Origin of the sequence: Alcaligenes aquatilis (genome assembly GCF_003076515.1) — a bacterium.
Lineage (GTDB): Bacteria > Pseudomonadota > Gammaproteobacteria > Burkholderiales > Burkholderiaceae_B > Alcaligenes > Alcaligenes aquatilis.
This window is the reverse complement of sequence record NZ_CP022390.1, coordinates 2649797-2675514: the sequence shown is the minus strand read 5'-3', so window position 1 is coordinate 2675514 and position 25718 is coordinate 2649797. Positions and strand designations below refer to the sequence as shown.

The window sequence follows — 25718 nt, the reverse complement described above, 5'->3', positions numbered from 1 at the left end:
TATTCCTTGCGCATAGCGCTAACTGGAGAATGAAGTTGCAACTTGAGAATGTGAAACTGGCCGTCATTGGCTTGGGATATGTCGGTTTGCCTTTGGCGGTAGAGTTTGGCAAAAAGCGTTCCGTTATTGGTTTTGACATTAACGCGCGTCGTGTCGCCGAACTCAAGGAAGGGGTAGACCGTACTTTGGAGGTCGAGAGCGCAGAGCTGGCCCAGGCCAGTGGTCTGAGCTATTCCTGCGAGGCTGATGAGCTGGCTCAGGCCAATGTGTTCATCGTGACCGTGCCGACACCTATTGATCAATTCAAGCAGCCCGATCTGACCCCGCTGGTCCGTGCTTCCGAGACGATCGGTAAAGTGCTCAAGCGTGGCGATATCGTCATATACGAATCCACGGTTTACCCTGGCGCTACCGAAGAAGTGTGTGTGCCCGTGCTGGAACAAGTGTCGGGTCTGCGCTTCAACGAAGATTTCTACGCCGGTTACAGCCCGGAGCGTATCAATCCGGGCGACAAGGAACACCGCGTTTCCACCATCAAGAAAGTCACTTCCGGCTCGACGCCTGAAGTGGCTGAGCTGGTGGATGCCTTGTATCGCGAAATCATTGTGGTGGGCACCTTCAAGGCCAGCTCCATTCGTGTGGCTGAGGCTGCCAAGGTGATCGAGAACACCCAGCGTGACGTGAATATCGCTCTGATCAACGAATTGGCCCTGATTTTCAACCGTCTGGGCATCGATACCCTGGACGTGCTGGAAGCGGCGGGCACCAAGTGGAACTTCCTGCCTTTCCGTCCCGGTCTGGTGGGCGGTCACTGCATTGGCGTAGACCCCTACTACCTGACCCACAAGGCGCAAGCCATCGGTTACCACCCCGAGATTATTCTGGCTGGTCGTCGTCTGAACGACTCGATGGGCGGCTACGTGGCTTCACAACTGGTTAAAGCTATGACCAAGCGCCGCATCCAGGTGCAAGGTGCGCGCGTCCTGTTGTTGGGTCTGGCCTTTAAGGAAAACTGCCCGGATCTGCGTAATACCCGAATTGTCGATATCGTGCATGAACTCAAGCAATACGATGTCCATGTAGACGTGTATGACCCATGGGTTGACCCCAAAGAAGCCCAGCACGAATACGGTATTACGCCTGTCGAGACTCCCCAAGCAGGTGAGTACGACGGCGTGATCGTGGCTGTTGCCCACAAGCAGTTCAAAGAGATGGGTGTGGAAGGCGTGCGCCAATGGGGCAAGCCCGAGCATGTACTCTATGACTTGAAGTATGTGTTCGATCGCGAACAGTCTGATCTGCGCCTTTAATTTCGGAAAGCATTATGAGCTCTACATTTGAACAGGCGAACCAGCAATTGCGTAACCAGCCCAAAACCTGGCTGGTTACGGGCTGTGCCGGCTTTATCGGGTCCAACCTGCTGGAAGCTCTGCTGAAAATGGATCAGCAGGTGGTGGGTCTGGACAACTTTGCAACCGGCCACCAATACAATCTGGATGAAGTGCGTGATCAGGTCGGTGCCGAGCGCTGGGCCCGTTTTCGCTTTATTGAAGGCGATATTCGCAGCCTGGATACCTGTCGCGAAGCCGTCAAGGGCGTGGACTATGTGCTGCACCAGGCGGCTCTGGGTTCGGTACCACGTTCCTTGAACGATCCGCTCACGTCCAACGAGGTCAATGTGAGCGGTGCCCTGAATATGATGGTGGCAGCGCGTGACGAACAGGTTAAAGCCTTTGTGTATGCGGCTTCCAGCTCTACATATGGTGATCACCCCGGCTTGCCCAAGGTGGAAGATACGATTGGTCGCCCTTTGTCCCCCTACGCGGTCACCAAATTCGTGAACGAGCTGTATGCGGATGTGTTTGCCAGTGCCTATGGCTTTTCCAGCGTGGGCCTGCGTTACTTCAACGTGTTTGGTAAACGTCAGGACCCTAACGGTGCATACGCCGCAGTGATTCCCAAATGGGTCTCGGCCATGATCCAGAACCAGGATGTGCAAATTAATGGGGATGGCCAAACCAGCCGCGATTTCTGCTTTATCGACAACGTCATTCAAATGAATATCCTGGCCGCCGTGCAGCAAAAGCCGGCTGTGGCTGAGGTGTATAACGTCGCTGTCAATGCCCGCACCAGCCTGAACGAGTTGTTCGAGCACTTGAAGCAGACCTTGAGCAGCAATGGTGTGAATTACACCAAGCAGCCCATCTATGCCGATTTTCGCGCCGGTGATGTACTGCACTCCCAAGCGGATATCACCAAGGCTCGTACACAATTGGGTTACGAGCCGACTCACACGATGTTGCAGGGTTTGAATACAGCCATGCCCTGGTACGTGGCGTTCCTGAGTTGATTTGGGCCGGCCTGAAAGCACGTCTGTCTAGTCTGCATGACGACCACCGCCGCATTGCCCTGGGGGCGATGCGGGTGGCGTTTTTTCTATTGCTGGGCAAGGCAGCGGGCGCTTTCAAAGAAATGGCGGTGGCCTATCGCTACGGTGTAAGCGATGTCGTCGATGCCTACCAGTTCACAATGGTCATGGCCAACTGGTTGCCAGTGACGATTGTCGGCTCTATGTCTGTGGTGTTGATTCCCGTGCTGGTGCGCTTGCATCGTCTGGAACCGGCTGCGCGCAGCCGTTTTCTGGGTGAGCTCAAAGCCTGGTGCATTGTGCTGGGCTGCGTATTGGGAGTCTTGATCTGGATTAGCTGGCCCTGGGTGCTGCAATGGACCGGACAAGGGCTAAGCCCTGCCGTTCATGAAATGAGCCGGGAGTTGTTGTTTGCCTTTGCGCCTGCGGCGGTTCTAACGCTGATGATTGGCCTGAGTGCCGCCCGCTTGCGGGCACATGAGCGGCATATCAATACCTTGCTGGAAAGTGTCCCAGCCTTTGTCATTCTGATCTGGGTGCTGGCAGCGGGCGGGAATGCCGGTATTGGTCCCTTGCTTTGGGGCACCTTACTGGGCATGACCATTCAGGCGGTGTGGCTGATGATTCTGGCCTCACGGGCCGATCAGATCTGGGCTCGCCCCACAATCAGCCTGCGTGCCGAGCAGTGGCCGGATTTGCTCAAGGCCGCCACCATCATGCTGGTGGGGCAGGTTGCCATGAGCTTTGTCGGCCCTATCGACCAATATACGGCGGCCAATTTGGGGGCTAATGCCAACGCGACGTTGGGCTACGCCACTCGTTTGCTGGCTCTGGTGCTGGGGGTGGGTGCTGCCTCCGTAGGCCGTGCTGCCTTGCCTGTACTGGCTGATATTCAAAGTCGGGGTGATAACGCCCGTGCTCGCTCCATGGCCTTGAAGTGGTCGGTCATGATGTTGCTGGCCGGTGGGGTGGCTGCCGCTATTGGCGTTCTGTTGGCTCCTTGGGGGGTGGCACTGCTGTTTGAGCGTGGTGCGTTCACGGCGCAGGATACGGCCACTGTCGCCCAGGTGTTTAGCTGGGGGTTGGTGCAACTGCCCTTTTATTTTGGGGTGCTGATTCTGGTGCAGTTGCTGGCCAGTCAGAACCGTTATAAATCCATGGCAATCATTGCCGTGATCAATTTTTTGGTGAAAGCGGCCCTGAACCCGATTCTGGCGGCGCGCATGGGCCCGTCGGGCATCATGCTGGCGACCAGTCTGATGTATGCGGCTTCTTTCACTTGTTATTTCATCTTGGCCTTGAGGCCAGCCAGTGCCTTCGCGTCTGGTTCGCAGGAATAGGAAAACGTGCACAGTAGTCATTCGGTCGTTCGCCCTCATATCATGCTGCTTATCCACTCTTTGGGTGGAGGCGGGGCAGAACGTGTTGCCGTCGATTTAAGCGCAGCCTGGGTGGCGCGTGGCTATCGAGTGTCTTTGGTGACTCAGGCTGGCCGTGATAAAGATGCGTATACCGTGGCAGAAGGCGTGGAGCGCCATGTGCTCGGGACGGCAGGTAGCAGTCGTGGGCGTCTGGATGCCTTGTGGAAGAACTGGCGCCGAGTACGCCGAGTACGCTCGCTGATACGCAAAACCAAGCCCGATGTGGTGCTGGGTATGATGACAACCTCCTCGGTTCTGGCCATTTCTGCCGCCAAAGGCTTGCCCTGCAAGGTGATTGCGACCGAGCATACACATCCTCCCTCCCAGTCCATGTCTTCTTTCTGGCAAAAGGCCCGTTTGCGTACTTATCCCCAAGCCCATGCGGTGATTGCCCTGACTGCCGGTACGGCAGACTGGCTGCGCGAGCATGTGCCCGGCAGTCAGGTGCAGGTGATCCCCAATGCCGTGCGTTGGCCTATGGACAGCACCGAACCTGTTGTGCCCGTGCCCGAGCTGCCAAAAGGGCGTAAACGCTTATTGGCCGTAGGGCGACTGCACCCGGTCAAGGGGTTTGACACCCTGATTGAATCGTTTGCCATGCTGTCCAACTATTTCCCCGATTGGGATTTGGTGATTCTGGGCGAAGGCGAGCAGCGCGCTCCTTTGGAAGCACGTATTGAAGAGCTGGAGCTGCAAGAGCGGATTGCGCTGCCCGGTCGGGTCGGCAATATGGCGGACTGGTACGAGCAGTCTGATCTGTATGTGCTCAGTTCCCGAATGGAAGGCTTGTCCAACAGTTTGTTGGAAGCGATGGCCAGTGGTTTGACGGCGGTAGCCTTTGATTGCGACACCGGCCCGCGTGAGATCATTCGCGCCAATATCGACGGTGTCTTGGTACGTCCGGTCGAAGATGTGGAAGCGCTGGCCGCCCATTTATCCGATCTGATGTCCAACGAGGACAAACGCCAGAGGTTGGCGCGTCGTGCCATAGATGTGCGCGACCGCTTTTCCTCGGCCCGCGTTCTGGCGCTGTGGCAGCAAGTGTTGGAACAGTGTTGGCGTCGGCCTTAAAATGGCGCTTTTCTTAGTGCCAGCAGGCTCAAACTACCCGGTCGATGAGCCCATGGAGGCCCAGTGAATATTCTGTTTTTCGTCAGCTCCCTGAACGCAGGCGGTGCCGAGCGTGTCGCTTCTACATTGGCCAATGCCTGGGGGCTGCGAGGCGATCAGGTCACCCTGGTGCCGACCTACAGCGGTGGGGGCAGTGCCTTTTACCCTATCGACTCCAAGGTGGAGCTGGTGTGGTTGGCCCACCGCATGCGTGGCAGTTGGCTGCCTAAACCTTTGACCAAGCTGCGCGCCATGCGCAAGTTGGTGCGTGAAAAACAGCCCGATGTCATTGTGTCGTTTCTGACCAATGTGAATATCAATGTTTTGCTGGGACTGGGCGGCATGGGCGTGCCTATTGTGGTGGGCGAGCGTACCAACCCGGCCTTTAGCAGCAGTGCGGGCAAGCTGTTGCAAAGTCTGCGCCGTCGTCTGTATCCCAAGGCTCAGGTGGTCACCGTTCAGACCCGAGCCAGTGTCGCGGCGTTTCAGGCCATGGTGCCGGGCATGAAACAGGTCATGGTCGTGCCCAACCCTTTGCCGCAGGCTTTGGATGCCGTGCAACGCGAGGTAAGGGTAGAAGAGAACCGACACTGCACCTTGATGGCGATGGGGCGTCTGGTGCCTTCCAAGCGCTTTGATGTTTTGATCCGCGTGTTTGCAGGACTGGCTGCCGAGTACCCCGAATGGAAATTGAAAATCTGGGGCGATGGTCCGCAGCGGGCCCAATTGGTGCAGCAGATTGCCATGTCCGGTGCTGCTGACCGTATCGAGCTGGCTGGAAAAACGGCCCAGCCCTGGCAGGAAATGGCGCGCTCCCATGCTTTTGTTATGACTTCGGAAGTGGAAGGTTTCCCGAACGTGCTGCTGGAGGCCATGGCGATGGGCTTGCCCACCGTGACGGTTGATTGCCCCAGCGGCCCGCGCGAGATCAGCTCCGATGGCAAAGACGCCTTGTTGGTTCCGGTGGGGGACGAAGGCGCCTTGACCGCTGCCCTGGCCGAATTGATGGGTGATGGCGTGTTTCGGGGTGTATTGGGCCGACGTGCCGCTGCAGCGGTGCGCCAGCGTTATGAGCTAGAGCAGGTTTTGCGTAACTGGGACCAGGTCTTTCAGGCCGCCCGTGGCGGTATAGAAGAAGGAGCCAAAGCATGAGTGCATTGCAGCCAAGGTCGTTGAATCAGGAAACAAACGCCGTGGATGGCGCGCTGGAGAAAACAACGCCGCCTTTGCGTGTCGTGCACATTATTGCGGGACTGGGGCAGGGCGGGGCAGAGACGGTCTTGTTCCGTCTGGTGACGGCTCCTGGCCAAGATACCGAACATATTGTGATTTCTCTGGGCGAGGAGGATGTTTTTGGACCGCAATTGCGTGCTGCTGACATTCCTTTGTACTGCCTGCATATGCACTCGCCGCTGGGCTTTTTGAAGGGCTTGCGATCCTTGACACGCGTGTTGCGTGAGGTGCAGCCCGATGTGGTGCAGACCTGGATGTATCACTCCGACCTGATTGGTGGCGCCGCCGCCCGACTGGTTGGCATTCCCGCAGTGTCCTGGGGTATTCGCAACTCCGGCGCGAATCTGTATCAAGGCAGCCCGAAGGCCCGTATGGTGGCCTGGTTGTGTGCCCGTTTGTCACGCTTTATCCCTAACCTGATTGTGTCCTGCGCAGAAAACGCTGCCCGACGCCATAAGCAATGGGGTTATCGCGCCGACATCATGAAGGTAATCCCCAATGGCTACGACCTGAGCCGTTGGCACCCCGATCAGCAAGCACGCGAGGAAGTACGTGATGAATTGGGGTTGTCACTGGATACGCCTGTTATCGGTAGTGTGGCCCGCTGGAATCCACTGAAAGACCACCCTAATTTGCTGGCTGCTTTAGCCCGTAGTCTGCATCGTCATCCTGGCTTGCGTTGCTTGCTGATTGGTGACGGTATGGACAGCGATAACGAAACCTTGATGCGCTTGCTGGATCAGCATCAACTTCGCGAGAGCGTCATCCTGATGGGGCGACGCACCGACGTACCCCGCTTGATGAATGCGCTGGACGTGCATGTACTGTCAAGCTCGGCGGAGGGCTTTCCGAACGTGGTATGTGAAGCCATGGCTGCCGGTGTGTCCAATGTCGTTACCGATGTGGGCGATGCTGCCTTGATCGTGGGCAATGAGGGCTGGATTGTGCCTCCCAGTAATGCCGAAGCCTTGGCTGGTGCCATCAATAGTGCGGTTGATGAGCTGGGTGCGCCTTCCTGGCAGGCTCGCCACGAGCATGCCCGTGAACGGGTTGCCCGTCTGTTTTCTCTGGAAGGCATGGTCAAGAACTACACACAGGCCTGGAAGACACTGACAGCGCAGTATCCGCCCAAACGCAAGCGTAGTCGGCAAGCCTTGAATGTGTTGACGGACGATTCCAGCAAGAAAACACGCATGCTGATGTTCGTGGTCAATAACCCCGCTTTTTTCCTGTCACACCGTTTGCCTTTGGCGCAAGCCGCGCAGCGTGAAGGCTATGACGTGCATGTGGCCACCATGGATGGCCCGGCAGTCGCCCAGATCGAGCGTCACGGCTTGCACCATCATGCTTTGCCCATGACGCGTAGCGGAACCAATCCCTTGCAAGAATTGCAAACCATCTGGGCCTTGTGGCGTCTGTTTCGTCGGGAGCGCCCCGAACTGGTACACGCGGTCACCATCAAACCTGTTTTGTACGGCGGTATTGCTGCGCGGCTGGCCGGTGTGCCGGGTTTTCTGGCTGCCGTATCTGGCTTGGGTTATGTATTTACCAAGCGCGACAAATCATTTGATCCCGTGCGCTGGATTGCTCTGCAGCTTTATCGCATTGCTCTGGGACATCCCAATAGCCGAGTGATTTTCCAGAACAGCAATGACCGTGATGTCTTGCTGGAGGATCGTGTGGTCAAACGCGATCAGTGTGTCCTGATTCGTGGTTCCGGCGTAGATCTGAACGAGTTTCAGGCGGTGCCAGAGCCAGAAGGCCCCCCCGTCGCTTTGATGGTGTCGCGCCTATTGGTGGACAAGGGGGTACGAGAGTTCGTTGAAGCAGCACGTATCAGTGCTGCTCAAGGCAGCCCGGTGAAATGGGTATTGGCGGGCAGCCCGGATCCCGGCAACCCCGCCAGTATCAGCGAGCAGGAGTGGCAGAGCTGGCAAAAGCAGGGTGTGGTGCAGTGCCTGGGTGAACGTAGCGATATTGCGCAGTTGTACGCTCAATCGCACATTGCCGTGCTGCCGTCCTATCGTGAAGGTTTGCCTAAATCCTTGGTGGAAGCTGCGGCTTGCGGGCGGGCGGTGGTGACGACTGATGTGCCCGGTTGTCGGGATGCCATTGAGCCTGGAGTAACGGGTATGCTGGTACCAGTGCGTAATGCACAGGCCCTGGCGGCAGCCGTGATGGAACTGGGCGAGGATACGGCCAAGCGACAAGCCATGGGGGCGGAAAGCCGCCGCTTGGCGCAAGAGGCTTTTGATATTGACCGCATCAGTGCGGCTCATCTGAATTTGTATCAGTACTTGAGTCGTTAAGACTTGGACTGCCTTGGTTCTGGGCCAAGGCATAAAAAACGGGCTGAACTGTTTGCTGTGACTTGGGGTTGAATCCACGGTTTCAGAGACAGTTCAGTTCTTTTTTTACCGCCGGGCCGCCTCAAGGCTAGTCGCCCCCGGTAAAAAGTGCCCCCTTGGGGGGCAGCAAGCTTAGAAAGGCAAAGCAGCATCCGGCTTCAAGGCCAGCAGTGCCGCGCGGAATTCACCCTGAATTCGATCCAGCGCCTCTTGGGACTGCGCTTCAAAGCGCAGCACAATGACCGGTGTGGTGTTGGAGGCACGAGCCAGGCCGAAGCCATCCGGGTACTCGGCACGTACACCATCAATCGTATTGAGTTGATTGGAACTGGGGAAACGGCCTTCTTTTTGCAGGCGGGCAATCAAGGCATGCGGCTCGCCCTCGGCCAGAGGCAGCTTCAGCTCCGGTGTAGACAGGTCTTGTGGCAAGGCTTCCAGCTCTGCCGTCGGGTTGTCGCCGCGTGAAAGAATCGCTAGAAGGCGTGCGCCGGTATACAGGCCATCGTCAAAGCCGTACCAGCCTTCCTTGAAGAACACGTGGCCGCTCATCTCGCCAGCTAAAGGAGCGCCTGTCTCGGCCAGTTTGGCCTTGATCAGCGAATGGCCGGTTTGCCACATCAAAGGTTCACCACCGGCCTTGGCAATTTCCAGGGCAACGTGGCGGCTGCATTTCACGTCAAAAATAATGGTGGAGCCGGGTTCACGCTGCAAAATGTCGCGTGCGTACAGAATCAATTGACGGTCGGGCCAGATGATCTGACCGGAGCGTGTCACCACACCCAGGCGGTCGGCATCGCCGTCAAAGGCCAGGCCCACTTCGCAGTTCGTGTTTTGAACATGGGCGATCAGGTCTTGCAGATTGTGCGGCTCGGCCGGGTCAGGGTGGTGGTTGGGGAAGCTGCCATCTACCTCTTCAAACAGCATATCCACGTCGCAGCCCAGAGCTTTGAACAGGCGGGCGGCCACAACGCCACCCACGCCGTTGCCACAGTCCAGGGCAATTTTCATGGGACGGGCCAGTTTGACACGTTCAGCGATCGTGTTGACATATTGGCCCAGCAAGTCCTTTTTCTCGCCCGTGCCTGCCTGAGCCGTTGGTTCAATACCGGCTTGCATGCGCTTCATCAGGCTCTGGATGTCCTGGCCGTGCAAGGTTTTGCCAGCCATCATCATCTTGAAGCCGTTGTAGTTGGACGGATTATGGCTGCCCGTGATGGCCACGCCCGAGCCGGTTTCCAGCACATTGGCCGCAAAATAGACGATGGGAGTAGGAACCATGCCCAGATCTACGGTATTGACCCCACCGGCCTGAATGCCTTTTTGCAGGGCTTGAGACAAGGCCGGGCTGCTGTGACGGCCGTCATAGCCCACGACTAAGGTTTGGACGGCTTGTTCACGGGCAGAGGCGGCCAACGCCAGGCCGAGCTGGTAGGCAAAGTCAGGATTCAGTTGTTCGGGGACCGTGCCTCGAATATCGTAGGCTTTGAATACGGCAGTCGGTAGGGCAGGAAGTTGGGTCACGTCGCGTCCTGAAGGGGATAAACAAAGAAAGCAGTTTAGCGCGAATGTCCCCGGCTTTCGTGAGTTACCATTAAGAGCTGTAGCGCGACAGCAAGAGCGCCTGATTGTTTTTCTTGAGTGGCTTGGGTCATGACTTTTCTGAACGAACTTGAACAGCGTATTGGTCAGCAGCACGTGCTGACGGGACAATCCATGCAGCAGTACCTGGAAGATTGGCGTGGACGCTATATCGGTACTGCTTTGGCGGTGGCCCGGCCTGCAACGACGCAAGAAGTGGCCCAGGTCGTGCGTCTATGCGCCGAGCATCGTGTGCCCATCGTCCCTCAAGGCGGCAATACCGGCTTGTGTGGGGGGGCGACGCCGGACAATAGCGCGACAGCACTAGTGCTGTCTTTGGAGCGCTTGAACAAGATTCGCAGTGTGGATACGGAAAACGACACCATGGTGGTGGAAGCAGGCTGCATTTTGCAAAACGTGCAGCAAGCTGCTCGCGACCATCAGCGCCTGTTTCCCTTAAGTCTGGCCGCAGAAGGCAGTTGCACCATTGGTGGCAATCTGGCCACCAATGCGGGTGGTACACAGGTTCTGCGTTACGGTAATGCTCGTGACCTGACTTTGGGGCTGGAGGTCGTGACGGCCCAGGGCGAGATCCTGCATGGTCTGCTTGGCTTGCGTAAAGACAATACCGGCTACGACCTGCGCAACCTGTTCATTGGTAGCGAAGGTACCCTGGGCATCATCACCGCCGCCACCATCAAGCTCTATCCCCAGCCAGTAGCGGCATGTACCGCCTTGCTGGCGCTGAACACCATTGAAGATGCCATACAAGTGTTGGCGCTGGCCCGTCAGGGTCTGGCCGCTTCCTTGACCGGCTTTGAGCTGATTGCAGGCAATTGCCTGCAAGCCGTGCTGCATTGCTACCCTGATCAACGCATGCCTTTCCAGGGCCCGGCAGAAAAAGCGGCCTGGTATGCCTTGCTGGAGCTGTCCGACAGCGAGAGCCTGGAGCATGCCCGCGAGCGCTTTGAAAGCGTGATCGGTCAGGCCCTGGAGCAAGACTTGGTGCAAGACGCCGTCATTGCCGAGACCATTGCACAAAGCAAAGCGCTCTGGCACTTGCGTGAAAGCATTCCGCTGGCTGAAAAAACCTATGGCAAAAGCATCAAGCATGATGTTTCCCTTCCCGTGTCTGTGATGTCCCAATTTGTGCATGAGACGGACAAGGCCTTGCAGGAAGCCTTCCCCGGTCTGGAAAACGTAACGTTCGGGCATTTGGGCGACGGCAACTTGCACTACAACGTGGCGCGTGGGACGGCTTTCACGGAACAAGAGCTGTTAAAGCGCCAGGACGAGATTTACGCCCTGGTACATGACAGCGTGCACCGCTTCAATGGTTCGATCAGCGCCGAGCATGGTGTGGGTCAACTCAAGCGCCAACTGCTGCCACGTTATAAAGATCCCGTTTCCCTGGCCTTGATGAAGCAAATCAAGACGGCGCTGGATCCTTTGGGAATCATGAACCCCGGTAAGGTATTGCCCGACTGACCGAAGTTACTTGGTGTGTAGATGTTTTTTCGTCCTTATATCGTTGCCAGTGCCGTCTTGTTTACGGTTTTGGGAATCGTCGCGGCAGTGACGATGGGTTCGGCAACGGATCTGTCACTCAGCGCCTATTTCTATGATTCGCAAGTCCAGGACTTCTCCTGGCGTCTGCAGCCTTTTGTGGATTTGTTCGGGCGCAGACTGGTGTGGTTCGTCCCTTTTGGCGGTGCAGTCATATGGACGATGGTGGCTTGGCGCCAGCCCAAGGGCTCGTGCCGCCAATTGGCTTGGGCGGGGGCGGCTTTCTTCATGGGCAGTGGCCCCTTGTTAGTGGGTGTGCTGAAACATCTGACCGCTATGCCGCGTCCCTTTAATTTGGCCATGTTTGGTGGTACAGAATCCATGCCTGACTATTTTTGGGCGCACTCTTGGGCGCAGGCGGGCAATGCCTTGCCCAGTGCCCATGCCGCATCTGGCTTTGTGCTCTTGTCCCTGTTTTTTGTAGGCCTCATGATAGGGTGCCGCAAGTTGGCCATCGGGGGCTTTGTGCTGGGTATCAGCGCAGGTTTGCTGTTTGGTTTTTTGCGCATTATGCAGGGCTACCATTTCATTAGCCAAGTGCTGGCCTCCGGTGCTGTTTTAGGGTTGTACGGCTGTGGGCTGTTTTATATCCTGTGGTCTTGGGCCAGACGCAAGCAATTGCCTGCTTAGTGGTTTTTAATCTGCAAAAGGGGACGTCAAGTCCCCTTTGTCATTTTAACGAGTCCTGTTTTTGAGAGCTGGTACGTAAAAACACCCCGAAGCCAGATGCGGGCTTCGGGGTGTCGTTCACAAGCAAGCGTCTCTTGCCAATCAGACCTTGGCAGGCATGGACCGCCTGTGCTTAAGGTATGGCAGGCAATACGCGTCCGGCGCACTCACCGAAAGACAGGGTCGGGTAGCCCTCTTGACGGCACTGGCCCTTCAAGATGATCTCGTCCTGATCTTCCAGGAACTTGCGTTGTTCGCCCCAAGGCAGATCAATGGGGTTTTTACCGCCCTGGTTCATCTCCAGTAAAGAGCCTTCCTGACCTTTGGCTGGGCCGGACAAGGTGCCGGTACCCAGCAGGTCGCCGGTTTGCAGATTGCAGCCGTTGACGCTGTGGTGGGCGACCAGTTGGGCCACGGTCCAATAGGCTTCCTTGAAGTTGCTGCGCGAGAGTAAGGCCGGATCTTTCTTTTGCTGACGAGACTGCTCGGTGCTCAGGTACACCTCCAGTTCCACGTCCAGAACGCCACTTTCTTGGTTGGCCTGATCCTGCAAATAGGGCAGAGGCTGAGGATCGGACTCGGGGCGGTTGAATGGGCGACGGAAGGGAGCCAGGGCTTCCAGCGTCACCACCCAAGGGGAGATCGTCGAGGCAAAGTTCTTGGCCAGGAAAGGGCCCAAAGGTTGGTATTCCCAAGCCTGCAGATCGCGGGCCGACCAGTCATTGAACAGGCACAGACCAAAAACGTGCTCGTCTGCCTGAGCGATAGGGATACGGTGACCCGCTTCGTTGCCTTTGCCAATCAGAATGCCCATTTCCAGCTCGAAGTCCAGGCGTTGGCAAGGACCAAAGTTGGGCTGCTCCTGCCCCTCGGGTGGGCGGGTCTGGCCGACAGGACGTGGGAACTGCTGGCCGGATACGCCGATGCTGGAGGCGCGACCGTGGTAGCCAATCGGGACCCACTTGTAGTTGGGCAGCAAGGGCGCATCGGGGCGGAACTGTTTTCCTATCGCCGTTGCGTGGTGCACGGAAATGTAGAAATCGGTGTAGTCGCCAATTTGGGCGGGCAGGGCGTATTCCAGCTTGCTGCGCTCGATCAGCATGGGGCGCAGGCGCGACTCGGCCGAAGCACCCTGGCGCAGGTCATGCGACAAGGCCGCACGTAGCGCGCTCCAGTATTCCTGGCCCAAGGCCATCAGCTCATTGAGTGCAGGTTTGACGCAAGCGGCCAAGGCGTCGGCGGCTTGGCCGTGCCAGGGAGTATCGCTGGCCAACAGCCCCAGGTCCAGCGCGTAAGGGCCAATGGCCACCATGACGCGAAAGTCCTCCTGACTGTCACGGCGACGGGCCACGGCAAAGGGCAGGTTCTGGATGGGGAAACCGTTATCGGCCTCGTTCGCGCCGGGCACCCAGCTTTGCAGCTTGGGGTCGTGAGTGTCATTCAGATAAGGTCGGGTCATGCCTTTTGTTCCGTAGAGAAGTGTTTTTCCAGTCCGTCCCAGACGGCATCGTAATTGGCTTGCAGACTGCCGCTTTGCAAGGCCTGTGGCGAGGGGCGGATAACTTTGCGTGTCTCGAACATAAAGGCCATGGTACCGCGCAGATAGTCCGCCTTGCTCAGGTCCGCAGAGCTGGCCTTGTCAAAGGTGTTGGCGTCGGGGCCATGCGGGCTCATGCAATTGTGCAGGCTGGAGCCGCCCGGTGCAAAGCCGTCGGCCTTGGCATCGTACACACCGTGTATCAGTCCCATGAATTCGCTGGCGAAGTTACGGTGGAACCACGGTGGGCGGAAGGTGTTTTCCATGGCCAGAATGCGTGGCGGGAAAATGGCGAAGTCCAGGTTGGCCGTGCCGGGGGTGTCGGAGGGCGAGGTCAGTACGCTGAAAATGCACGGGTCGGGGTGATCATAGCTGATCGAGCCGATCACGTTAAAGTCGCGTAAATCGTATTTGTAGGGGGCGTGCGTGCCATGCCAGGCCACCACATCCAACGGTGAGTGCGTCAGTTGGGCAACCCAGAAGCCGCCTGTGAATTTGGTGACCAGCTCATGAGGCTCGTTCACGTCCTCATACCAGGCCACGGGTGTCTTGAAGTCACGGGCATTGGCCAGGCCGTTAGAGCCGATCGGGCCCAGTTCAGGTAAACGCAGGGGAGCACCGAAGTTTTCCAGCAGATAACCGCGTGCCACGTCGTCCAGCAACTCGACCTTGAAGCGTACGCCACGCGGCATGACGGCAATCTCGCAAGGCTCGATTTCCATGATGCCCAGTTCGCTGACCAGACGCAGGCGACCCTGCTCAGGCACGAACATCATTTCGGCGTCGGCGTTATAGAACACGCGCCGTCCCATGGACTGGTTGATGGCGTACAGATGGATGGCAATGCCGCTTTGCGAATCACTGCTGCCATTGCCTGCCCAGGTATGGACGCCGGCCAGAAAATCGGTTGGCTTGCCGGGTAGATTCAGCGGGTTCCAGCGCAAACGGTTGGGGTTGGCCGGGCCTTGTCCGAAGTCTTCATTCCAATAAGGAGCGCCTTCAAAGGCCGTAAATGCCCCTTGCTTGGCGCTGGGGCGAATGCGGTACAGCCAGGAGCGGCGGTTGTCGGCACGCGGCGCGGTAAAGGCTGTGCCGGACAACTGCTCGGCATACAAGCCATACGGACACTTTTGGGGCGAATTGCGTCCAATGGGCAGCGCACCGGGCAGCGCCTCGGTGGCAAAAGCGTTACCAAAACCAATCTGATAGTTCAACGAGCTCATTAGGGGTCTCCAGATTCAGGCAGCCTGCTCCAGGCAGGTCTGGCGGGCGGCATCCAAGGCTTGCTTGATCACATCCAGCGAGCCGACATGATTGCACAGCAAAAGTACCAAAGCGGCATTCATGGCATGACTTTGTGCCGTGCTCAGGCCTTGGTGGGCATCGATCAACATTTGGTAGAAATCGTCAGCCCGTTCCAGGGGGGTATCGGTATTCAGTGTAGACATGAAGCACTCTCCAGGAAATGGCCACAGGCTTTGTGTATGGCAGTCTGGACAGCTTGCCCGTCCAGATGACGCCAGCGGGCGCACAGGTGTTGATCAGGGCGGATCAGATAGCAGGAACCGGGCTGAGCGTCGTAACGCTGGCGCAGCATATCCTGGCTGTCGATGATGCCGCCTTGGGCCAGGGCTGCGCTAGTGCCTGCGGGCCAGACGCGCAGGCGGGTCAACAGCCCTTGGGCGACCAGTTCCTCGATTGCTTCAGGTTGTTTGACCTGGCCTTCGCCAAACTCCAGCAGGGTGAAACCGGCTCCTAATTGAGCGAGCCACCAGTCGTCCTGACCGTTCTTTTGAACAGGTGCATCGGGCACGCAGGCGCCTAGCGCGGTGGCACTTGCAGAAAACTCGTGTGTGTCAGCCGTATTCAAGGGGCTGTCCGGATAGGCGCTGGGCAAAGACAGGCGGCCGCTATTGACCAGTACACGGGCAAAGGCGTGGCGACGTGCCAGGATCAGGGCCGCATCACGGAACAGGCGGCTGACTTCGCTTTTAGGAGTAATGAAATCGGTTGAACGGCTGGAGTGGCGGATGTTCTCGTCCGCGGCCAGTTCACGTTCATGGCTATAGCTGTCCAGCAGGCTGTCGGGAGCCTGGGCATTCAGAACCAGATTCAGCTTCCAGGCTAGATTGTCGGCGTCCTGGATACCGCTATTGGCGCCGCGTGCACCAAAAGGCGAGACACGGTGGGCCGAGTCCCCGGCAAACAGAATACGGCCATGGCGGAAGCGTTCCATGCGCTCGCAGGCAAAGGTGTAAATGCTGACCCATTCCAGCTCAAAGGGAGCGTCGGCCCCCAGGAGAGCGCGAATGCGGGGCAGCACGTTTTCGGGTTTGACGGCCTCAACCGGGTCGGCATCCCAGCCCAATTGGAAGTCGATGCGCCAGACATTGTCCGGCTGGCTGTGCAGCAGAACAGATTGATTGGGATGGAAAGGCGGGTCAAACCAGAACCAGCGTTCAGCGGGGAAGTCGGCCTGCATGCGTACATCGGCAATCAGGAAGCGGTCTTTGAACACGCGTCCGCTGCTGCTTTCACCCAAGGCACGGCGAATGGCCGAGCGCGAGCCGTCGCAGGCCAGCAGCCATTCTGCTTCCAGGGTGTAATTGCCTTGCTGGGTTTCTACGTCCAGATGCACGCCTTCTGCCTGGTTCACCACGTTCAGCACTTTATGGCCGGAACGCAGCTCGATCAGGGGCTGGGCGCAGACGGCCTCGTATAGATAGCCTTCGCAGTAGTACTGCTGCAAATTGATAAAGGCAGGGCGCTGGTGGCCTTCTTCGGGCCGCAGATTAAAGCTCCAGACTTCCTGGTTGCGGAAAAAAACCTTGCCCACATTCCAGGACACGCCTTTGTCCATCATGCGTGAGCCCACGCCCAATCGGTCCCAGATATCCAGAGTGCGTTTGGCAAAGCAAATGGCCCGTGATCCCTTGGACAGACTGGTGTCGTCGTCCAGAATCACGACCTGGTGGCCTTTGGCCGCCAGATCCAGAGCCATGGTCAGCCCCACCGGGCCAGCACCCACCACCACCACCGGGTGGCGGGCATGGGTAGCCGGTGGGGGCGCTTGCGTCAGCTCCAGGGTCTGGTAATTAATGTCTCCCATTTTCTTTCTCCCTGGCCTTGCGTCTTACTGACCTTCGAGCTGTTTCCACATTTCCAGATCGCGCTCGGCAGTCCAGATGCGTGGGTCTTCGTGACCGTTGACTTCGTCGTAGGCACGGGACACGTCAAAGGGCATGCAGTGATCAAAAATGACCCAGTCTGCGTAGCGAGGCTTCATGAAATCGTAGGTTTCGCGGTAAATGGTCTTTAGATCTTTACCGGCTGCCGCGCCTTGCTGCACGCTGGCGTACAGGTCTGTCAAAAATGCGCGTGTGCCGGCCAGCGCCTGACGCACCTCGGTGGCATTTTTCAGTGCCGGGCCACGGCCTGGCACCATTTGTTCAGCGTTGAACTCGCCCAGGCGATCCAGTGTGCGGGGCCATTCGCGGAAGTAGCAGTCGCCGGCGTAAGGGGTGGATTGGTATTCAACCAGGTCACCGGCGAACAGGATTTTCTGCTTGGGCAGCCAGGCAATGGTGTCGCCCTTGGTGTGGCCACGGCCCACTTGCATCAGGTGTACTTCCAGATTGCCCAGTTCTACCGTCATGTGACCTTCAAAGGTCATGGTGGGCCAGGTCAGGCCGGGGGGAATGGACTCGGCATTGCGGAACAAGCGGGGGAAGCGGCCAATTTCGCTGGCCTTGTCTTGCTCGCCGCGCTCCACAATCAAGTCGTAGGTGTCGCGGCTGGCCAGGATTTCCTGGGCGTCGTAGGCCGAGGCGCCCAACACACGTACGGCGTGGTAGTGCGACAGCAAGACATACTTGATGGGCTTGTCGCTGACTTCACGGATGCGGCGAATCACGTCTTCAGCCATGACAGGCGTGGCCTGGGTGTCGATCACCATAATGGCCTCGTCACCAATGATGATGCCCGTGTTGGGATCACCTTCAGCCGTATAGGCGTAGGCGTTGTCGGACAGTTTTTCAAAGGCAACGACTTTGTCTTCCAGGTCGTTATGCGAGGCGAAGGACTTGCTCATGAAAATGACTCCACAGTCGATAGGGATAGTGTCAGATTAGTTTATGGTGAATCAGTTAGATATAGGTGAATACCTGAATAGGGCAGGCTTAATGGGAAACAGGCAGACGAGCGCCTGCCTGCCTTATTGGGCATCAGGTGTTTTAGAGAGGGGGGAGAGGAGGCTTAGCGGCGCTGGCAGCGCGAGCAGTAATACGTTGCGCGTTGGCCTTGGACTATCCGTTTGATAGGCTGTTGGCAGCGAGTGCAGGGTTTGCCCACACGCTCATACACATTGGCGTGAATATCGAAGTAGGCACCCGGTTCGCCACTGGCGTTGACGTAATCGCGCAAGGTGCTGCCGCCTGAGTCCAGAGCAGATTGCAAGGTGCTCAAGATGGCCGAATGCAGTTTTTCGCAGCGATGCAAGGAGACCTCACCGGCAGGCAGTTCGGGGTGAATACCGGCCAGGAACAGGGACTCGGACGCATAAATATTGCCTACCCCCACCACAATCTTGCCGCCCAGTAGAGCTTGCTTGATGGCGATGCGTCGTCCTTGCAAGTAGCGGTGCAGGTATTGCGGGGTGAACAAGGGATCAAACGGTTCGATCCCTAAAGTACGTAGTAAAGGGTGGTTTTCCAGAGGGCCGTCCCTATGGGCGTGCCATAATATCGCACCAAACCGTCGTGGGTCGTGCAGCAGGAAGCGGGCCTGATCAAAAATCCATTCCGCATGATCATGTTTGCGGCGTTCTTCGTTCTGATCCACACGACGCAAGGAGCCGGACATGCCTAAATGGATGATCTGGACGCCTTGTTCAAAATGCAACAACAAGTATTTGCCTCGACGCGTGCAATTGTTGACGGCCTGGCCTTCAATCCATTGCGGTAAACAGGCAGGCACGGGCCAGCGCAGACGAGGCTCGTGAACCAGGAATTGTCGGACATTTTTTCCCTGGATAAGCGTCGCAATTCCGCGACGAGTTGTTTCAACTTCTGGCAGTTCAGGCATGGGGGGGTGATACCATCAACAAATCTGATTCCTTTATTGTGCCATCGGGCGTTTTCTCGCGCGTATCAGGGCACGGGTTTTTCTGGATGAATGCTCTGACCTTAGCACTAAAGCTGGGCCTGATGTCGTTGCTTGCAGCGGTTTCGGCGCAAGCACAAACCTCTCTTCCCATCCTCAAGGCGGAGCCGCCAGCAGACACCATCCGTTTGCGTAGTGGGCAATTGCCCTTGGTCGGTTTGACCCCGGATATTCTGTATCGCATTTTGGTTGCTGAGATCGCCGCGACGCGCGGTGAATATGATATTGCCAGCCAGACGTTTCTTGCTTTGGCAAGAGATACCAGCGATCCGCGCCTGGCTCAAAGTGCCTTTCAGTACGCCATGGCCGATCGTGATTTAGGCCGTGCGCTGCGTGCGGCCAAAGAATGGGCTTTGCTGGCCCCCAACGATCCCGAAGCCAAAGCGACGGCCCTGGCGCTGGAAGCCTCCAGCGGTCAGACTGAAGGTTTGGCCGATGCCTTGTGGCTGCGTATCTCCCGTGCCCAGGATAAAGAGCAAGCCGTGGTGCAGGCCATGAGCATGGTCAGCAAAATGGTGGATCGTCGTCTAGCGCTGGAAGTGCTGGACAAGGCCTTGCAGCAGCCCGTACGTTCCTTGCCTATCGCTCGTCTGGCTTTGGCAGACACCGCCTGGAGTGCCGGTGATGTGAACCGTGCGGAACGTGAAGCGCGTGAAGCCCTGAAACTGGACCCACATTCTGAAGCGGCCGCGCAGCGCGTGCTGGAATACGGTATCAAAGTTGATCCTTCGGCTGCTTTGCAAAGTGCCCGCGTTTTTGTGCGAGACAACCCGGACAGCCGCAAGCTGCAACTATTGCTGGCCAACCGTCTGGTTGAGCGCCAGCAGTTTGGCGAAGCCCAGGCTATTGTGGGGGCCTTGCAGCGTGCCAATCCCGAAGATTTTGATCTGTTGTATACCCAGGCTGAAATTCATATTCGTGCCAAAGAGTATGACCAAGCCCGTAAATTGCTGGAGCAATATATTGCGGTTCAGCAGCAGCGACGCCAGTCCTTGAACGATGCCGTTAACACCGCCTTGGCCAGTATTTCCGAAGCGCGTTTGTCGTTGGTGCAAATCGCTGAAGCCCAAGGCGATATGAACGAGGCGATTCGTCAATTGGATTTGATAGAAGAACCGGCGCTGCGTTTTCAGGCCCAGATTCATAAAGCCGTCCTGCAAGCCCGCCAAGGGAATCTGCCGCAAGCACGTCTTACCTTGGAAAACTCTCGTCCACGCGATATGAGTGAACAGGTCGTCGTGGCTTTGACGTATTCCTCTATTTACCAAGAGAGCGGTCGTACCGATCAGGCGCTGGAAGTGCTGGAGCGCGCCGATCGTGAGTTGCCCGATAGCGCTGAGATCAAATACAACCTGGCCATGCTGTACGAGCAGCGTGCCAAGCACGACAAGTTTGAAGCCTTGATGCGTCGTGTCATTGAACTGCGCCCGGACCATGCCAATGCGTATAACGCCTTGGGCTACACCTATGCGGATCAGAATCGTCGCATGGACGAGGCTCAGGACTTGCTGGAACGCGCGATGGAGCTGGAGCCGGACAATCCCTATATTCTGGATAGCGTAGGTTGGTACCTGTTCCGTATGGGTGATCTGCAAGCGGCACTGGAGTATTTGCAGCGCTCCTACGAACGCCTGCCTGAAGCTGACGTTGCCGCCCATCTGGGTGAAGTGCTGTGGGTAAAAGGCCGTCGTGATGATGCCATGCTGGTATTTCGGGCTGCTCTGAGCAAGGACGCCGAAAACCGAACGTTGAAAGAAACCATTAAGCGTCTGGGAGTACCGCTGCCGTGAGTATCTTGAAACAGCGAGTCTGGAACCGGGCAGGGGCCTTGGTCCTGTTTGCCTTGCTAAGCGCATGTGCGACACCGCCCAAACCCGATGTTGGCAATGCAGCAGATGCGTCCCAAGCGGCAAGCGCTTTGTCTCGTTCCGGTCGCTTTGCGCTGAGCGTGACTCACTCCAGTTCCCAGGTGGAGGCTGTGCAGGGGGGCTTTTCCTGGCGCGATGATGGTCGCAAGCTGATGTTGGACCTGAGCAATCCTTTGGGCAATACCTTGGCGCGTGTCTGGGTGTTGCCAGGTCAGGCCCTGCTGGAGCGCACGGATGGCAGTCAGGAAGTTGCCTCCCATCCCGATGCCCTGGTTGAACAGGTTTTGGGCAGTCCCGTTCCTGTGGCAGGCTTGCGTGACTGGCTGCATGGCCGCACGGGCAGTGCCCCTGTTCAACGCGAGCGCAGAGACGATCAACAAAAGCTGAGCAGTTTCGAGCAGTCCGGCTGGCGTGTGACGCTGTCGCGTTACGACGAACAAGGCCCGCGTTTGCTGCAATTGAATCGACACGAAGCCAACCGCTCCATCAGCGTGCGTTTGGTTGTGGATCAGTAAAGCCCGAGCAGGTTTGTGTAATGGCGCTCTACAACGTCCCGGCTCCGGCCAAGATCAATCTGTTTTTGCACGTTACCGGGCGTCGTGAAGACGGCTATCACTTTTTGCAAACCGCCTTTCGTTTCGTCGATCTGAATGATTACCTAAGCTTTGTGCCACGCAGCGACGGGCAGATCCATCGGACACACAGCACCTTGAGTGATGTAGAGCCTGAACAGGATCTGGTGATCAAAGCCGCTCGCGCCCTGCAACAAGCGACAGGCACCCGGCAAGGCGTAGACATCTCTTGTATCAAGAACATTCCTTCAGGAGCAGGGATGGGCGGTGGCTCCAGCGATGCGGCCACGACCTTGATTGCCTTGAACCGTTTATGGAACCTGGGCCTGAGCCGTCAGGCCTTGATGGATATTGGTTTGCCCCTGGGCGCTGATGTGCCGGTTTTTGTCTTTGGACAGGCTGCTTTTGCGCAAGGGGTGGGCGAGCAACTGCAAGCCATTCAGATGCCGCCCCGGGATTACATCATTATCCGTCCACCGCAATTTATATCCACGGGGAAAATATTTAGCTCCGAATGCTTGACACGTGATGAAAAACCCATCACAATGACGTTCTTTACTGATTGGCAAGAAAAATTCTGGCAAGCCAAGGATAATAATCCTTATTTTGGTAGAAATAATCTGGAGTCAGTGGCATTCAGTCTTTACCCTGATTTAAAAAATTTAAAGCAGGGTTTGCAAAGTTTAAAATTGAATGCTAGAATGACGGGCTCAGGTTCTTGTTTGTTTGTTGAATGCAGAGACAAGCAAAGCGCCAAGATCGGTCAGGTTGAAATTGATCGAAATAGCAGTAAAATAGATTTTTCTGGTAGCGCAGAAACAAGTGGTGGTAAATTGCTGGTCGAACAAACTTGGGTTTGTTCAGGATTGCAAGATCATCCGCTACGCTACTGGATTAAGTAAGCATTTGGGGAATCGCCAAGCTGGTTAAGGCACTGGATTTTGATTCCAGCATGCGAAGGTTCGAATCCTTCTTCCCCAGCCACCTTTCAGGCCTAGCCTGCGATAATGTAAAGCTGTTGAGTCGTTTCCTTGTAGGGGTCTCGATCAACAGCTTTGCTTTTCCTGCATCAAAATCTATCTCCCATCATGGCACAAGACCGATTCATGATCTTCACCGGCACGGCTAATCCTCGCCTTGCTGTCGATGTCGTCAACCACCTTGATATGTCGCTGGGGAAAATGACGGTGGGTCGCTTCTCTGACGGGGAAGCCATGGTTGAAATCAACGAGAACGTGCGCGGTCGCGATGTTTTTGTTCTGCAACCCACCTGTGCTCCCACCAACGACAATCTGATGGAAATCATGGTGATGGTCGATGCCTTGCGCCGCGCTTCGGCCGGTCGCATCACCGCTGCCATCCCTTACTTTGGTTATGCCCGCCAGGATCGACGCCCCCGTTCGGCGCGTGTGTCGATCTCTGCCAAGGTCGTAGCCAATATGTTGCAAGTGGTCGGTGTTGATCGTGTCATGATGATGGATCTGCACGCTGACCAAATCCAGGGTTTCTTCGATATCCCTGTCGACAATATCTACGCTTCCCCCATTTTGCTGGGCGATATCTGGCGCTGTAACTACCAGGACATGGTGGTTGTCTCGCCTGACATCGGTGGTGTGGTGCGCGCACGAGCATTGGCCAAGCAACTGGAAGTGGATCTGGCCATTATCGACAAGCGCCGCCCACGTGCCAACGTATCCGAAGTCATGAACATCATTGGTGACGTCAACGGACGCACCTGCATTTTGATGGACGACATGGTGGATACAGCCGGTACGCTGTGCAAAGCGGCTGAAGCCCTGAAAGAGCGCGGTGCCAAGGCGGTTTACGCCTACTGTACGCACCCTGTGCTCTCGGGCGAGGCCATCGAACGTATTACGCATTCCCAGTTGAACGAGCTGGTGGTGACGGACACCATTCCTTTGTCCGCCAAGGCTCGCGAGTGCAGCAAGATTCGCCAGCTGTCCTGTGCAGCTCTGTTGGGCGAGACCATCTTGCGCATCTCGAACGCCGAGTCCGTCAGCTCCTTGTTCTCTGACTAAGTTTTTTAGCGTGCGCTGGTCGCGGCGTACGTCAACTAGGTAGGCAACTACCGTTTTTTCGCAGTGATCTTATGATCCTGCAAATTGGAGTTTTCCATGAAATTCACCGCTACGTCGCGTGATGTACAAGGTACGAGTGCGAGCCGCCGCCTGCGTCACGCTGGCCAAGTTCCTGCTATTGTTTACGGTGGCGAAGAACAGCCCGTCGTGATCTCTTTGGATCATAACGAGATTTACCACAACCTGCGCAAAGAAGCCTTCCACGCTTCCATCCTGACCATGGAATTGGACGGCAAAGCTGAGAAAGTGCTGTTGCGCTCGGTTCAGTGGCACCCCTACAAACAGCAAGTTCTGCACGTTGATTTCCAACGCGTTCTGGCTTCGCAAGCTATTACCACCAAAGTTCCTCTGAACTTTGAAGGTGGCGATGTGTGCCCAGCCGTCAAGCTGAGCGGCCAAGTCATCAGCCACATCCTGACCGAGCTGGAAATCACCTGCTTGCCAGCTAACCTGCCTGCGTCCATCACTGTGGACCTGAGCGGCATGACTGCCAACGCCAACCTGCACCTGGACAGCATCAAGCTGCCACGTGGCGTGACTTACGCTGGCAATGACACCAACCCTCTGCTGGCTGCTGCTTTGCCAGTTGGCGGTGGTGCTGCTGCTTCGGAAGAAACAGAAGAAAGCGCCGAGTAATCAAGATTGCCAGCCGGCTTCGGTCGGCTTGCAGCTTGGCGAATCAACCCCTGTCAGCGTATGCTGGCGGGGGTTTGTTATTTGTGCCTGCGCCCTTGCTGGCGTAGGCGCTTTCTGCGAAAACATTCATGTCTGAGCCTATCCGTTTGATTGTTGGCCTGGGTAATCCTGGCCCCGAGTATGAAACCACCCGTCACAATGCGGGGTTTTGGTTGGCAGACCAGTTGGCCGATGATCTGCATGCGACGTTCAACCTGGAAAAGTCCTTTTTCGCCTGGGTGGCTAAAGCGCGTTTTGAAGGTGAGAACGTCATCATCGCCAAACCTATTACCTTCATGAACAAGTCCGGACAAGCCGCCGGTGCTTTGATGCGTTTTTACAAACTCAAGCCCGAACAAGTGCTGGTTCTGCACGATGAGCTGGATTTATTGCCGGGTCAGGTCAAGATAAAAAAAGGCGGTGGACACGCCGGACATAATGGTCTGCGTGACATCCAGTCTGCCTTTGGTACACCAGATTTCTGGCGCTTGCGCTTAGGCATTGGTCACCCCCGCACCTTGGGCTTGGCTCAGCAAGTGGTGAATTTTGTTCTGCATACCCCCCGCAATGAAGAGCTGCGTGAGATTGAAGACGGTATGAATCGTTGCCGAGTCATGATGCCTGCTTTGCTGCGTGGCGACTTTGAGCAGGCGACCCGCCAGCTTTATGCACCCCAGAAGGCTTGACGCATGAAGCCAGCGCCAAGCAGCCAGATGCGTTTCCGGGACGAGCTTAAAGATTTCTTTTACTTTCTGCGTCACCCACGCAGCGCCCGGCGCTTGCCTGGCAGAGCGCAGGGCGATGGCTGGTATCTGGACTGGTTTGCCCCCTTGCCCTGGAAACGTCTGCTGCAATGGGCGGGCATGCTTTGGTTGATTAATGCGCTGGTACTGGGGCCAATTGCTGTCTCGGTAGCGGGTGTGGGCGGCGCGCAGCATCGTCTGGACCCGACGCGTATTCCCTGGGTGCAAGCCATTATCTGGGCACCTATTGTGGAAGAACTGGTTTTTCGTTTTGTGCTTAGACGGCCATCACAATGGCTGACAGTTGTTCCGCTGGCGGTGTTTCTGATGTTTCAGGGACCAAGCTGGTGGTTGATACAAGGTTTGCTGGTCTTGTGCCTGGCGGTCTGGATCAGCCGTTATACCGGCATGCCACGCCAGGCTTTGCCCGCCGGCAGCCGTTGGTGGCGCAAACTGGTGGGTGCCTTGCAGGGAAGGGCGTGGCGCTTTTCGTCTATGCGACGCTATTGGCGTTTCTTTCCCTGGGTGTTTTATGGTGCAACACTGGCCTTTGGCGCGCTGCATTTGTATAACTTTCAGCTCAACAGCATGAGCTGGTATTTGCTGCCTTTGCTGGTGTTGCCCCAATGCCTGACAGGGCTGGTACTGGCCTGGCTGCGAGTGCGTCGCGGCATTGGTGCCTCGATCGTACTTCATGCCATCTTTAATGGTGGCCCGGTCTTGCTGATTATTGGCCTGCTCAAGCTGTTTGACGGCATTCCTGTCTAAGCA

At 56.8% G+C, this 25718-nt stretch carries 22 protein-coding genes, 1 tRNA gene and 1 pseudogene; 17 read left to right on the top strand and 7 right to left on the bottom strand.

Annotated elements, in window-relative coordinates; genetic code table 11:
* Positions 1–29: 29 nt before the first annotated feature.
* The 7 genes and pseudogenes from tviB (at position 30) to CA948_RS17880 (ending at position 8441) form a co-directional block, all read left to right on the top strand.
* Positions 30–1310, top strand: coding sequence for a Vi polysaccharide biosynthesis UDP-N-acetylglucosamine C-6 dehydrogenase TviB (tviB, locus tag CA948_RS12215; RefSeq protein ID WP_108728130.1), 1281 nt, complete (start codon positions 30–32; stop codon positions 1308–1310).
* Positions 1311–1324: 14 nt separating this feature from the next.
* Complete coding sequence (locus CA948_RS12210) at positions 1325–2350, top strand: SDR family oxidoreductase (protein ID WP_108728129.1); 1026 nt, start codon at positions 1325–1327, stop codon at positions 2348–2350.
* Entirely contained in the window at positions 2347–3708 is a 1362-nt protein-coding gene (murJ, locus tag CA948_RS12205; protein WP_094195596.1) for a murein biosynthesis integral membrane protein MurJ, read from the top strand. Before CA948_RS12210 ends, murJ begins: the two co-directional genes overlap by 4 nt.
* A gap of 42 nt (positions 3709–3750) precedes the next feature.
* A complete protein-coding gene (locus CA948_RS12200) occupies positions 3751–4860 on the top strand; it encodes a glycosyltransferase family 4 protein (protein WP_108728761.1) in 1110 nt (369 codons plus the stop codon).
* A gap of 63 nt (positions 4861–4923) precedes the next feature.
* Positions 4924–6051, top strand: a complete 1128-nt coding sequence (locus CA948_RS12195) for a glycosyltransferase family 4 protein (RefSeq protein WP_094195598.1) — start codon at positions 4924–4926, stop codon at positions 6049–6051.
* Positions 6048–7070 (top strand): annotated as a pseudogene (locus tag CA948_RS17885) (glycosyltransferase); the annotation flags it as partial. The gene CA948_RS12195 and the pseudogene CA948_RS17885, both read left to right, overlap by 4 nt.
* Positions 7071–7325: 255 nt before the next feature.
* The gene (locus CA948_RS17880) at positions 7326–8441 is read left to right on the top strand and encodes a glycosyltransferase family 4 protein (protein WP_338021654.1); all 1116 of its coding nucleotides are present in this window, start codon (positions 7326–7328) and stop codon (positions 8439–8441) included.
* Positions 8442–8612: 171 nt separating this feature from the next.
* Here the strand turns inward: CA948_RS17880 and CA948_RS12185 are convergent, their stop codons facing one another.
* Positions 8613–10001 (bottom strand): phosphomannomutase/phosphoglucomutase, encoded by a 1389-nt coding sequence (locus tag CA948_RS12185; protein WP_108728127.1) that lies wholly within the window; start codon positions 9999–10001, stop codon positions 8613–8615.
* Positions 10002–10130: 129 nt separating this feature from the next.
* On the opposite strand from CA948_RS12185, the gene CA948_RS12180 reads away from it, so the two are divergent.
* Positions 10131–11546 (top strand): FAD-binding oxidoreductase, encoded by a 1416-nt coding sequence (locus CA948_RS12180; protein ID WP_108728126.1) that lies wholly within the window; start codon positions 10131–10133, stop codon positions 11544–11546.
* Between the two features lie 21 nt (positions 11547–11567).
* Positions 11568–12254, top strand: a complete 687-nt coding sequence (locus CA948_RS12175) for a phosphatase PAP2 family protein (RefSeq protein ID WP_108728125.1) — start codon at positions 11568–11570, stop codon at positions 12252–12254.
* A gap of 172 nt (positions 12255–12426) precedes the next feature.
* Here CA948_RS12175 and fahA read toward each other — a convergent pair whose 3' ends face one another.
* From fahA to mutM, 6 genes are all read right to left on the bottom strand, one after another.
* Positions 12427–13752, bottom strand: coding sequence for a fumarylacetoacetase (gene fahA, locus CA948_RS12170; RefSeq protein ID WP_094195603.1), 1326 nt, complete (start codon positions 13750–13752; stop codon positions 12427–12429).
* On the bottom strand, positions 13749–15053 hold the full coding sequence (gene hmgA, locus CA948_RS12165; RefSeq protein ID WP_094195604.1) for a homogentisate 1,2-dioxygenase: 1305 nt from the start codon (positions 15051–15053) through the stop codon (positions 13749–13751). The genes fahA and hmgA overlap by 4 nt, the downstream gene beginning before the upstream one ends.
* Before the next feature lie 15 nt (positions 15054–15068).
* Complete coding sequence (locus CA948_RS12160; protein WP_009461092.1) at positions 15069–15278, bottom strand: DUF2783 domain-containing protein; 210 nt, start codon at positions 15276–15278, stop codon at positions 15069–15071.
* Positions 15266–16939 (bottom strand): FAD-dependent oxidoreductase, encoded by a 1674-nt coding sequence (locus CA948_RS12155; protein ID WP_094195605.1) that lies wholly within the window; start codon positions 16937–16939, stop codon positions 15266–15268. Before CA948_RS12155 ends, CA948_RS12160 begins: the two co-directional genes overlap by 13 nt.
* Positions 16940–16963: 24 nt before the next feature.
* On the bottom strand, positions 16964–17920 hold the full coding sequence (locus CA948_RS12150) for an MBL fold metallo-hydrolase (RefSeq protein WP_108728124.1): 957 nt from the start codon (positions 17918–17920) through the stop codon (positions 16964–16966).
* 164 nt (positions 17921–18084) lie between these two features.
* A complete protein-coding gene (gene mutM / locus CA948_RS12145; protein ID WP_094195607.1) occupies positions 18085–18912 on the bottom strand; it encodes a bifunctional DNA-formamidopyrimidine glycosylase/DNA-(apurinic or apyrimidinic site) lyase in 828 nt (275 codons plus the stop codon).
* Between the two features lie 122 nt (positions 18913–19034).
* Between mutM and CA948_RS12140 the strand changes: the two genes are divergently transcribed.
* From CA948_RS12140 to CA948_RS12105, 8 genes are all read left to right on the top strand, one after another.
* Entirely contained in the window at positions 19035–20780 is a 1746-nt protein-coding gene (locus CA948_RS12140) for a tetratricopeptide repeat protein (protein WP_238988589.1), read from the top strand.
* A complete protein-coding gene (locus CA948_RS12135) occupies positions 20777–21373 on the top strand; it encodes an outer membrane lipoprotein LolB (RefSeq protein WP_108728122.1) in 597 nt (198 codons plus the stop codon). The genes CA948_RS12140 and CA948_RS12135 overlap by 4 nt, the downstream gene beginning before the upstream one ends.
* Positions 21374–21393: 20 nt before the next feature.
* Positions 21394–22332, top strand: a complete 939-nt coding sequence (gene ispE, locus CA948_RS12130; RefSeq protein WP_094195610.1) for a 4-(cytidine 5'-diphospho)-2-C-methyl-D-erythritol kinase — start codon at positions 21394–21396, stop codon at positions 22330–22332.
* A gap of 5 nt (positions 22333–22337) precedes the next feature.
* Positions 22338–22414, top strand: a tRNA-Gln gene (locus tag CA948_RS12125).
* Between the two features lie 104 nt (positions 22415–22518).
* Positions 22519–23469 carry a ribose-phosphate pyrophosphokinase gene (locus CA948_RS12120; protein ID WP_162496912.1) on the top strand — a complete coding sequence of 317 codons (951 nt, stop codon included), beginning with the start codon at positions 22519–22521 and terminating at the stop codon, positions 23467–23469.
* Between the two features lie 96 nt (positions 23470–23565).
* Complete coding sequence (locus CA948_RS12115; RefSeq protein WP_094195612.1) at positions 23566–24165, top strand: 50S ribosomal protein L25/general stress protein Ctc; 600 nt, start codon at positions 23566–23568, stop codon at positions 24163–24165.
* Between the two features lie 128 nt (positions 24166–24293).
* Entirely contained in the window at positions 24294–24890 is a 597-nt protein-coding gene (gene pth, locus CA948_RS12110) for an aminoacyl-tRNA hydrolase (RefSeq protein WP_094195613.1), read from the top strand.
* A 3-nt stretch (positions 24891–24893) separates the two neighbouring features.
* Positions 24894–25715: a CPBP family glutamic-type intramembrane protease gene (locus CA948_RS12105; RefSeq protein WP_094195614.1), complete on the top strand. Its 822-nt coding sequence runs from the start codon at positions 24894–24896 to the stop codon at positions 25713–25715.
* Positions 25716–25718 lie beyond the last annotated feature (3 nt).

Coding starts and splice junctions, on each gene's coding strand:
- CA948_RS12160 (WP_009461092.1), bottom strand. CDS start 15,278: ATGTCTACACTGAATACCGATACCCCCCTGGAACGGGCTGACGATTTC.
- CA948_RS12155 (WP_094195605.1), bottom strand. CDS start 16,939: ATGGGAGACATTAATTACCAGACCCTGGAGCTGACGCAAGCGCCCCCA.
- CA948_RS12120 (WP_162496912.1), top strand. CDS start 22,519: ATGGCACAAGACCGATTCATGATCTTCACCGGCACGGCTAATCCTCGC.
- CA948_RS12105 (WP_094195614.1), top strand. CDS start 24,894: ATGAAGCCAGCGCCAAGCAGCCAGATGCGTTTCCGGGACGAGCTTAAA.
- CA948_RS12200 (WP_108728761.1), top strand. CDS start 3,751: ATGCTGCTTATCCACTCTTTGGGTGGAGGCGGGGCAGAACGTGTTGCC.
- CA948_RS17880 (WP_338021654.1), top strand. CDS start 7,326: ATGCTGATGTTCGTGGTCAATAACCCCGCTTTTTTCCTGTCACACCGT.
- pth (WP_094195613.1), top strand. CDS start 24,294: ATGTCTGAGCCTATCCGTTTGATTGTTGGCCTGGGTAATCCTGGCCCC.
- CA948_RS12180 (WP_108728126.1), top strand. CDS start 10,131: ATGACTTTTCTGAACGAACTTGAACAGCGTATTGGTCAGCAGCACGTG.
- fahA (WP_094195603.1), bottom strand. CDS start 13,752: ATGACCCGACCTTATCTGAATGACACTCACGACCCCAAGCTGCAAAGC.
- CA948_RS12210 (WP_108728129.1), top strand. CDS start 1,325: ATGAGCTCTACATTTGAACAGGCGAACCAGCAATTGCGTAACCAGCCC.
- tviB (WP_108728130.1), top strand. CDS start 30: ATGAAGTTGCAACTTGAGAATGTGAAACTGGCCGTCATTGGCTTGGGA.
- hmgA (WP_094195604.1), bottom strand. CDS start 15,053: ATGAGCTCGTTGAACTATCAGATTGGTTTTGGTAACGCTTTTGCCACC.
- CA948_RS12150 (WP_108728124.1), bottom strand. CDS start 17,920: ATGAGCAAGTCCTTCGCCTCGCATAACGACCTGGAAGACAAAGTCGTT.
- CA948_RS12175 (WP_108728125.1), top strand. CDS start 11,568: ATGTTTTTTCGTCCTTATATCGTTGCCAGTGCCGTCTTGTTTACGGTT.
- ispE (WP_094195610.1), top strand. CDS start 21,394: ATGGCGCTCTACAACGTCCCGGCTCCGGCCAAGATCAATCTGTTTTTG.
- CA948_RS12115 (WP_094195612.1), top strand. CDS start 23,566: ATGAAATTCACCGCTACGTCGCGTGATGTACAAGGTACGAGTGCGAGC.
- CA948_RS12140 (WP_238988589.1), top strand. CDS start 19,035: ATGTCGTTGCTTGCAGCGGTTTCGGCGCAAGCACAAACCTCTCTTCCC.
- mutM (WP_094195607.1), bottom strand. CDS start 18,912: ATGCCTGAACTGCCAGAAGTTGAAACAACTCGTCGCGGAATTGCGACG.